The following is a 10107-nucleotide window of genomic DNA, read 5'->3' as shown; positions in this document are numbered from 1 at the left end:
AAGCAGATCGTATGTGCCGCGATGCGCAAGCTGCTAAACATCGCCTATGGCGTACTCAAATCCGGCGTCCCCTTCGATGCAAAACTGGCACTTGCTCGGTAGAGGGGGAAGACGGTATCTACGGGAGCATTGGAGCCGTGCGGTGGCACCTGCCCTGGAAGCATGTGTAGAGCGGGTGGAACCCGGGTGCCACAAGTTAAAAGTTGCCGGCGGGGCAACGGGCACGCAATCGAAATCCTGTGCCGCGATTGCACCCGCCTACACTCGGCAAACCGCGCGGCTAGCCCATTTGCGAAATGCCGTACGTCTTGACCAATTTTCGGTAGTCGGACATCTCGCTGCTCATCCGCTCGCGGATTTGCGCAGGCGGCAGGGCCACTTGCGTCAACATCAATTGCCGTTGCAGGTCGGCGTAGGCCGCGGTGGCTTGCATGCTGGCGATGCGATCACCCAGTTCACGCACGGTGGACTCAGGCATGCGTGCCGGTGCGAACCAGCCAAACCAGCCGCCGATGTCCATATCCTGGACCCCTTGTTCGAAAAACGTCGCCACGTGCGGCCAGGCTTCGATCCGCTGTCTGCCCGTTACCGCGATCGGCCGAACGCGCGAGTCCGCCAGCAGCCCGATATTGCCGGTAATGGTTACACCTGCGGCAATCGTCCCGGAGTTCATGTCGTTCACCAGCGAGCGTACCGACTTGTATGGTTGTGGGCGAAGGGCAACCTCCTTGCTACGGCTGAGAATCATCGACGCGAGGTGCGCCTGGGATCCGTATAGCGAGAACCCGACGTCGCGGAAATCAGGATTGTCATCCACCCAGCTCAGATAGCTATCGAGGCTCGTGATGCTTTCCGGAACAGCGGAGCCGAGCGACAACGCGAAACTGTAATCGCCCATCAGCGCCAGTGGTGTGAAGTCATCGAGGGGGTCGTAGTCCAGCTTCCGGTAGGTCGCAGGGAACAGCACCATGGGGCCGGAATGGGTTTGCAACAGGGTAGAGCCATCCGCGCGCGCGGTTTTCACAGCGACCGATGCGTCGCGGGTCTCGCGCGTCTCGATGACATTGAGGCGGTAATCGACATTGAACTGGTCGGACAATATGCCGAGCGATTCCTTGGCCAGACGATCGCCGGTGGCGCCGGCAGCAATACCCGAAATCAGCCGGCCTGAGTAGCGCGTCTGGCCGTTGAGCAGGGACGAGAACGATGCCGCTGCCAGCAATGCGCTCGAGGCGCCAATGAAGGTTCTACGATTGATCATGTCGACATCCTCCGGCTTGTGCCGTCGTCTCATGTGCGGTCGAGGTCTACGCAACGCCCATTTGTGGCAGGGTGGTAGCGCTCGGTGCAGTCGATCGAATCGTCCAGCATTCGCACACGCGGTAGCGGTCACATTGCAGCCGTTACTTCGTGAGTCCTTGACCGCCCATCCAGGCGATCATTCCGGTGGATAACATCGGCAGGCCCCGCAAGCGAAGCGTGCATAACGGGCTTTGCCGATGAAATAGAAGTGTAGGCGGCAAATTCGATGGCGCCAGGCCATGACATCCGAAACCTGACCCTTCGGACAGCCGGTCTATCAGTCCAGCGGCCTAAACCTCAATCGCTTGACGTAATCGTTGAAGCGACGGGTTTCCAGAGTGATCAGTTCAGGTATTTCCTCGACCGTCACCTTGGGTTGCGTCAGCAACAGGCGCGTATGCAGCGCGCTGAAATCCGGTGATGCCTGCATGGCGCGCACGGTCTGGCGCCACTGCTGGACGGTAGCGGCGGGCGTTGCTGCGGGTGCGTACCAGGCGTACCAGGCACTTAAGTCCATATCGGCCACGCCTTGCTCACGCAAGGTCATGATGTTCGGCCAATAGGGCAGCCGAGCCCCCCGGGTGACGCCAATGGAGCGCAGGATGCCATTCGCCCACAATGCCGCATCGCCATTACCGGCCGCAGTGAAGCCTGCGGCAAGACGGCCCGCTGCGATGTCCTTGATCATCATCGCGGTGCCCTTGTAGGCAAGCGGCTCGACCGAGGCGGAGAGGTCCTGCGCCAAGGTAAGCACCGCCAAGTGGCCTTGCGAGCCGTAGATGGAAAAACCGATATCACGGGCGTCGGGATTCTGCTTAACCCAGTCCAGGTACTGCTGCAGGTTCGTGACACTGCGGGGCACCAGTGGGCCAACTGTCAGCGAGAACGTGAATTCGCCTACCACGCCCAATGGCGTGAAATCCCGGATCGGATCGTAGCCAAGGTGACGGTAGATGTTTGGCAGCAGACACATCGCCGTAGATTGCGCGTGCAGCAAAGTCGCGCCGTCTGCGGGTGCGTTGCGTACCTGTTCGCAGGCGAGTCGGGTGTTCCGGCCCTCGATGTTGACCAACGCATAGTCCACTCCGGAAACCCCAGCGAGGACTTTCGTCAGACCGACGCCTAGCAAACTGCCCACCGCGCCGGGCGGATAGCCGAACAACAATTGGCCTTTCGGCGGTATGCCCGGTTGAGCCAGGGCGCCCCGTATGGGCAGGGTCGAGGCGAGCGCCGCGGAGGCGGCCCTGAGAAGCAAGGATCTGCGCGTGATCATGTGGCGTTCCTTCCGGATTTCTGCCTCCGGGGGCGGATGGTCCATAAAACTGACGGATGCATCCTTGCGTCATTGGGCCGAGCGCAGCGCGTGGAAACGGGGCGTCACCACGCGCTTAAGGGTCAATCGAGAGGTGTGATGGCGTATGCCCGTGCCAAGGCGCCGTAGCGTTCCTTCTCGTCACGAATCCGCGCGCGGATGACTTGTGGGTCGAACTCGGTGTCGGCGATGAGCAGCAGGCGTTGTGCTTCCGCGAACGCGGGAGTCGCCACCATCGCTTGCAAGTCATTCCGGATCGCCTGGCACGCGCCGACGGGCGTGGCGGCCGGCACGAACAGGCCGAACCAGCCACCGATGTCCATGTTGGCCGAGCCTTGCTCCATCAGCGTGGGCACGTTTGGCCAGTAGGAAAGACGCTCTTTCGCGCTGACGCCAATGGTGCGCAACGCGTCGCTGTAGCGCCCACCGATGGCATTGCCCGGCGCAGTGAAAGCCGCCGCTAGAGTACCGTTGTGCAAGTCCTGGATCATCGAGCTTGTTCCCTTGTAGGGCTGAGCGCGCAGCGGCGTATTGGTGTCGCGCGCCAGGATCCGGATCGCCAAATGCGCCATGGAGCCGTAGATCGCGGCGCCGACGTTACGAAATTCGCCGTTGTTCATGACCCATTCCGTGAATTCCTGCAGCGTATTCACGCTTTTGGGCACCACGGGGCCTACCGTCAGCGAGAAGGTGTATTCGCCCAGCATGCCCAATGGCTCGAAGTCGGTGACGCCGTCGTAGCGAATGTCCTTGTAGGTGTTGGGCACGGTCGTCAACGAGGACGAGTTGGCCAGCAGCACCGTATTGCCATCGGGCGTCGCGGCTTTCACTTTTTCTGTCGCGGTACGGGTATTCCGGCCTTCGATGAACTCGAGCTGGAAATCCTCTGCGTTTCCTTTGGCCAGGATCGGGAGGATGGCTTCGGCCAACTGCCCGCACAAGCCGCCAGCGGGGTAGCCGCAGACCATCCGGCGCGCAGATGCCATCTGCGCCCAGGCGTTAGGCAGTAATGCCGCGCCAAGCAGCACGCCGGTACCACGGAGGAACTGTCTACGGTCGATCATTTCGTGTATCTCTGAAAGAGGTGGTTGTTCTTCATTTTTCTGCTCGCGCAATCGCGTCCTGCTTACTCGCGGAACTCGGCAATGATCAGTTGCCAGAGTCGTTCGGTGGTCTGGCCAGCCAAGCTTTGCCCAGCCGCTTCCAGTTGGATCTCGCCGCGAATACGCATGGGCACGCCTTCTCCCTCGTTACGCTCAGCGATGAAACTTGCCCGGTGCTGTGCCACGACGGGCACCGAGCGATTCTTGTCGTCGGCTTGCGCGGCGATTGGGCCGCCGAAGCGCGAACTCAAACTATCCGGCGTGATGAACTCGCTGGCGCTGTCATCCACGGCGATTAGTTTCACGTGGTGCTTGGGCAGGCTTGGCTCATCCGGGATGAAGACACCCGTTTCGCCGCCAGCCAGCCGCCGCAAATCCTTCTCGGCCACGAAGCCTCGCGCGTCGTGCTCCTTGCCATGCAGCACGCGCCCCAGCGTGGTATCCGGACGCACCCACATGCCCACGTGAAGGTTGGCGGGGACGTCGACGAGCATCCCATCATCCGGGGCGCGCCATTCGAGCATGCGGGCGCGTGCGGCCAGGCCATCCAGGTCGGCCTGGGCCTGATTGCGTTGTTGCTGCAAAACGGTGGCTTCAGCACGGTCTCGGCTGTCGCCGCTGATGCGGTCCAGACGCTCATTGGCGATCGTCAAGTCCAGCTGCGCCTTGGCGCGTTTGTTCTCCAGCTCCGGCGAATAGAAACGCATCAGCACTTCGCCCTTGCGTACGAGGCTGTCGGGTTCGACGAGAATCGCGTCGATGCGCGCGTTCTCAGGCACCTGGATGGGCGTTTCCAACTGCCAGCCGAGCATGGCGGGCACGGTAATGTGGCGGTCCAGCGGCGTGACGAACAGGATCAACAGTACGCCAGCAACGCCGGCCAGCACGAGCCGACGACGGCTCTGCATCTTCCCGCGCAGCGCCCAGAAATGTTGCAGCGAACGCATGATCCGACGCCCCACGAAATGCCACAGTGCATACACCAGCAGGAGGACGCCTGCTGCCCGAAACAGTGTTTTGTAGGCGAGCCACGCGATACCGCAGCTCAAGGCGATCTGGTACAGCCAGACGAGGCAGCCGTAGATGCCATAGAACACCGCGCGCCCACGCGTTACGGGCTCCGGGGCCTGCTCTACCGGGCCTAGCAGCGCGCGGCCGATAAGCCACTGGTTGTAGGCCAGTGCACGGGGTTGCAGGTTTTCGATTTTCAACGCGTCGGCGAAGAAGTAATAACCATCGAAGCGCGTCAGTGGATTCAGATTGATGAGCAATGTGGTCGCGAGGCTGGACGTCGCGATCACGAACGCCGCGCTGCGCAGCGAACCCTCTGGAAAAATGGCCCAGGCCAGCGTCGCCAGGCCGGCGATGAACATCTCCGCCAGCACGCCGCCCGCCGCGACCCACATGCGCTGACGATGGTTGTCGAGCCGGGCCACGTCACCGAGCTCGGTGTACAGCATCGGCAACCCCATGAAGATCGACACGCCCATGCTGCCCACCCGGCAGCCGCGCGTGATTGCCATGTAGGCATGTCCCAGCTCGTGGATGACCTTCAGCCCGAGCAGCGCGCAGCCGTAGGCCAAAAGGCCGCCAGGCGAGAAGAAGTCAGCGAAGGTGCCGATGAACTGATCCCACTGCCGGGAGGTAAGGTAAAGCCCGAGCAGCGTCAGTACGGCCCAAACCGCCAAAACTGACCGTTGACCGATGGCCTGCACCCAAGGCAGCAACGCCTCGATTAGCGGGTGCGGGTTCCACAGGGGAATTCGCAGTGCTAGGAAGCGATTCACCAGCCCCCTTACGCCCTGGCCACGGTGCCGTGCGGTCTGGTCCGCCAGCTTGGTGCGCGCTTCGCGTCCGCGTGGCTGGATCAGGTGATGATCACCAAGAAAACGCAGCAGGCCTTCCAGTGCCGACTCATCCAGCGCCTGCTGCTGTCGGCCGAGCGCCCGGCGCAATGCACCTACGGTGCCGCAGGACCAATGCGACAGCAGCGCCACATCCGCTTCGCCGATCAGGAAAAAACGATGCTGCAAGGGATCGTACAGGCGCCAGCGGGGGATGCCTTCCTGGCTGGCAGCCGCGGGCTCCAGGCGGAGCTCCTGGCGCAGCGGCGGGAGTACGGCGTCGTCCGTGGCGGCCATGGTCAGACTCCGATGTACTGACGCACGGCGGCGATCGGCCGGCGCAGCAATTGGAAGGCCAGCGGGGCGTAGTTGCCGTAGACCCGCGCCGTGCCGCGTGAGCCGATACGAGGCGTGGCGCCATCATTGGGCTGCGCGATCAGCGCGTAGCTCGTCTGGCCGCCAGGCAGGGTGTGCGGCGTATAGCTCACCGAAGCGAGGTCCGCGCTCAAGCCACCGAGCGGTGCGCTTTCGAGATAAATGCTGACGGGGTTGCCTTCGGCCAGCTCAATGGCATTGCCAGTGGACAGGTCGAGTCGGTAGCGAATGCGCGTGGCATCCGCCACTTGGAGAATTTCTTCGCCCACCTGAACAGCACGGCCTTCCCAGTCGCGGCGGTCGCTGTACACGGCAATACCGTCCACCGGCGTGCGGACGGTCGTCCGCTGCAAGACTTCCAGCGAGTAGTTGTAGCCCACGCGCGCAAGATTATGTTCGGCGGCGGCGATCGCCATCTCGTGCGCGGCGTCTCGGTCATTGAAGGCAGCGGCAGAGGTGCGCGAATCCTTGGCCTCGGCAACGGCAAGCTGCTGCTGGGCCATGATCATTTCGTTACGCGGCTGGATATCTTCGAACTGCACCAATGGCTGATTGGCCTGAACCGGCGCGTTCGGCGAGATCAGCATCTGCTTGATGACGCCATTGATCGGCGCGGTAAGCACGAACGGCTTGTCCGCGACGACTTCCACGGGCGCCATGACACTCAGGCGGACCGGAATCAAACCAATGCCCACCAATGCCGCTGCGGTGATGCCAAGCGTGCGGCGGGTAAACGGCAGGCTATCCAACAATGCGCGGCGGGGCGCGAATGCACGCCAGGCATGAGCATAGGTATCGCCCAGGCGTTGCATCAGTGCTTGGTCGCGTGGAGTGAACGGTGTCTCCCGCAGGAACAACGCACCGGCTTCGGTGGTGTTCTCCCGGCCGGCCAGCGGCAACCACAGCGCATGCCGTAAGGGAAATTCTGCAATCGGTGTGACGCGCACCCGGTCTTCCGCAGGTGCGGAAAGCTCGAACGCGTACAGCGCGCTCAGATGTCCGGCCGCCTCTTCGCGTTGCAAGGTTGCGGTCAAATCGCGGGCAAGCGGCGTATGGCGGTCAGCCACCGGCAGGCCGGACACTACTTTGAGCTGCCAGCCGCCTTTGCGGTGCGGCCGACGCCAGGCCAGGGCCTGGCCGTAGGGCAACAGGTCCTGCATGGCGTTGACCAGATGAAACAGCACATCCTGCTGGGACTTCTGTTGGCGAATCTCGGCTTCCAGCGTGAGCAGCTGCAACGCAGCGGCATGAGCCTTGTCGGTTTCGCTCGGCGCGGGCCGGGGAATCTGAACATTGACCGCCATGATCGTTTACCCCTCAGGCGTAAAGGTCGCGGTGCCGCTCATCCCGGGAATGGTGCGCCCCGTGGATTTGCCGCTGAAACGGCCAATGATCTTCATCGTTTTGCTGACGGGGTCGACCGACGGCAGCACGCGATCCACCTTGCCATCGAAGGCTTGGCCGGTCTCGTCGACCTTGAACGAGAAGGGCGAGCCGGGCTTGAGCCACTGCAACCACTTCGACGGAATGATGAGGTCCAGTTCGAGCGCGCCGGTGTCGACGATCTTCAACATGGGTTCACCAACCTGTACGAATTCGTACTGACGCATCATGCGTTCGGTCACGCGGCCCGCGAATGGTGCGGTGACCTTGCATTGCTTCATCTGCGCTTGCAGCGCGTCGTACTCGGCTTTGGCCTTGTTCAGCTTGGCGACCGAGATGAGCAGGTCGAATTTGCCGATGGAATTGAATTTCTCCAGTTCCTCGTTGGTTTCGACGGTTTTTTGCTCGCCCTGCATGGCCGCTTCCGCCGCGCGGGATTCAGCCTTGGTGCGTTCGCAGTTGAACTCTACCAGCACGTCGCCTTTCTTGAAGGATTGGCCTTCGCTGAAGGGCATTTTGGTGATTTCGCTCGCCAGGCCTGCCGACAGGGTTGCTTCATGTACAGCGGTGACGACGCCCCGCGCGGTCTGGCGTTCGTTATTGGCCGCTGCTGCCGGCGCAGCGGGATCGGCGGCGGCTGGCGCAGTCCCCGCAGGGCTGTCGATCGGTGCGGCCACGGCGGGGCCATTGACCGAGCCGGCGGCGGGTGCCGGGGTTTCTGCTGCGACAGGAGCGCTCTCAGCGGCATTCGCCGTGCTCAGCGGGAGCACTTGCTGAAGCGTCGTTTCCGGTGCGTCGGAGCTGCTGTTGTAGACGGCAGCAAATGGCAGGCCGAGCGCGCAGGCCGCAACGAAAAGGGCGATAGGTTTACGGTTCATTGTGCAGCCCTCTCGGTCATAGCGGCTTCAGGCAAAGGCGGGAGAATGGTGGCGTGTTCGGTCCAGTGCTCGTGGAGCTTCGCGGCGATGTCGGCGACAGGCGCGTTCAGATCCAGTGCGTCGTCCGAGTTGTCCAGGCCCATGGAGGCGTACAGGTTGGCGTAGGCGTTCTGCACATCGGCGTAGGCTGAGTCATAGCGAATTTCCGCCAGAACCGAGTTCAGTTCTTCACGAACCAGGTCCTGCTGGCTGACGGTCCGCGCCTGGAAGCCACCACGGGACAGATCGAGGATGCGGTCCTGCACTTCCTGCGAGCTACGTACCGTGCCGAGCTCTTGGGCGTAGCGGATGAAGCGCACGCGAGCCACGTGGATCTGGGTCATGATCGCCATGGTCAGGGCCATCTGGCGCTGGTCGATCACCTCGCCTTCGGCTATCAGCGCTTCCTTTTGCATGGGGTAGCGGAACAGGCTCATCAGGTTCCAGGTGACCCGGCCGCCGTAGCTCAGCCACTGCGAGTGGTAGAGATAGTCGTTGGAATCGTAGTTGAGGCCGAGTACCCCCTTCAGGCTTGGGAAGGCACGGATCAACGCGGCCTTCGCTTCAGCTTCGTTGATGCGTTTGCGATAGGCGCCTTCACGCAGTTCGGGACGGTAACGCAGGCCGACCATGATCATCTCGTCCGCCGAACCGGGCAGCTCCGGCACGATGTCCGTGCGGTCGGGCAACACCAGGGTGTAGCGCGTTTCCGGCTTGAGGTTGATCAGTGCGGCGAGCTGGTTCTTGGCCAGTGCCAATTCACGCTGCAGCTTCTGCACTTCGCCTTGAACCTGCAACAAGTCGCGTTGATAGGCCAATACGGTCAACGGCGGCACCAGACGGCGCTCTTCGAGCTGCTGCGTCTGCAGCAGGGCTTTCTGCGCCAGGGCTTCGAGGTCGACCAGTTTCTTGTAGGTACGGTCGGCGCTCACGGCGCGCCAATAGGCGGTGCGAACGTCTTCCTGGATACGGTTGACGACCTTGCGCCGACGTTCCGCGGAGATCAGCTTCTCATCGGCGTCCTGCATGCCCTGCACGTAGGAAAGGCCGAAATCGAGGATGTCCCAGGAGGCGGTCAGGTCCGCCGAGGTCGTGCTGCGCTCGGTCGAGGTGGACGGTTCCAGAGATTGATTGCCGGACAGCAGCGAACGGCTGCTAGAGCCGGACTCGTTGTTACGGCCGTTGTAACCCAGGGACGCAGCGATGGTCGGCAGCATGCCGGCGCGGCTGAGTTCCAGCTGCTTCTGCCGGAAGGCTTCGTCCATCAACTCGATCTTCTGGTCGAGGTTGTACTTCATGGCGCGCGCCATCGCCTCGTACAGCGATATCGGGCCGCTCACCGGCTCTTCGGCGGCGATATCCGCCTCGATGCGGGCTTTGTTGTCGAGTGCGAGCGCGGTGACGTCAATCGGCTGCGGCGTGATGGTACACGCCGTCAGGCTCAGGCCGCCGGCGGCCATGAGGAACAGATGACGTGCCTTGGCGCAGGACAGGTTCGGCATGCGGAGGGCGTTTTCCTTCTTTCTTGCGAATAGGCTAGCGGGACGCGCAGCGAAGCTATCCATGCCGGGCGTCGACACGCCGCGCGTCGCTACGCCGGGTGTCGAAGAGGGCTGTTTGTGAAAGCGCTGGCGCATAGGTCGGGAATCCGTCAGGTCCGTCAGCGAGGACGGAAATCGGTCACAAACGCCTTGGTAGAGGACGTGTGAACTGGTGTGGTTATTCCTGATATCGGCCTGATCCGGCTTAAGCGGAGCGGCAACGGCTCGCTGGGCGACAGATGGTCGTTCGGGGTCGAGATAACGCAGGACGATGCGGGATGTTTCCCGCGCAGGAACCGTCGCGGCCCCTTGGGTTTCGGTCACTTGCAT

At 62.4% G+C, this 10107-nt stretch carries 7 protein-coding genes and 1 pseudogene; 1 reads left to right on the top strand and 7 read right to left on the bottom strand.

Going from position 1 to position 10107, the window contains the following annotated elements:
• Nucleotides 1-102, top strand: a pseudogene (locus IEY47_RS19410) (IS110 family transposase); the annotation flags it as partial.
• Between the two features lie 178 nt (nt 103-280).
• On the opposite strand, the gene IEY47_RS19405 reads toward IEY47_RS19410, so the two are convergent.
• The 7 genes from IEY47_RS19405 to IEY47_RS19375 form a co-directional block, all read right to left on the bottom strand.
• Entirely contained in the window at nt 281-1261 is a 981-nt protein-coding gene (locus IEY47_RS19405) for a tripartite tricarboxylate transporter substrate-binding protein (protein WP_188985800.1), read from the bottom strand.
• 318 nt (nt 1262-1579) lie between these two features.
• Nucleotides 1580-2575 (bottom strand): tripartite tricarboxylate transporter substrate-binding protein, encoded by a 996-nt coding sequence (locus IEY47_RS19400; protein ID WP_188985798.1) that lies wholly within the window; start codon nt 2573-2575, stop codon nt 1580-1582.
• Between the two features lie 122 nt (nt 2576-2697).
• Nucleotides 2698-3678: a Bug family tripartite tricarboxylate transporter substrate binding protein gene (locus tag IEY47_RS19395; RefSeq protein WP_188985796.1), complete on the bottom strand. Its 981-nt coding sequence runs from the start codon at nt 3676-3678 to the stop codon at nt 2698-2700.
• Nucleotides 3679-3740: 62 nt separating this feature from the next.
• Nucleotides 3741-5858 carry a hypothetical protein gene (locus IEY47_RS19390; RefSeq protein ID WP_188985794.1) on the bottom strand — a complete coding sequence of 706 codons (2118 nt, stop codon included), beginning with the start codon at nt 5856-5858 and terminating at the stop codon, nt 3741-3743.
• Nucleotides 5859-5860: 2 nt separating this feature from the next.
• Nucleotides 5861-7240, bottom strand: a complete 1380-nt coding sequence (locus IEY47_RS19385; protein WP_188985792.1) for an efflux RND transporter periplasmic adaptor subunit — start codon at nt 7238-7240, stop codon at nt 5861-5863.
• A gap of 6 nt (nt 7241-7246) precedes the next feature.
• Nucleotides 7247-8197, bottom strand: coding sequence for an efflux RND transporter periplasmic adaptor subunit (locus tag IEY47_RS19380; protein WP_188985791.1), 951 nt, complete (start codon nt 8195-8197; stop codon nt 7247-7249).
• A complete protein-coding gene (locus IEY47_RS19375; RefSeq protein ID WP_188985788.1) occupies nt 8194-10107 on the bottom strand; it encodes a TolC family protein in 1914 nt (637 codons plus the stop codon). Before IEY47_RS19375 ends, IEY47_RS19380 begins: the two co-directional genes overlap by 4 nt.

The sequence above is a fragment of the Pseudomonas matsuisoli genome, from assembly GCF_014647635.1.
Classification (GTDB): Bacteria; Pseudomonadota; Gammaproteobacteria; order Pseudomonadales; family Pseudomonadaceae; genus Pseudomonas_P; species Pseudomonas_P matsuisoli.
The sequence above is the reverse complement of the archived record's forward strand: the minus strand, read 5'-3'. Positions and strand labels throughout refer to the sequence as shown.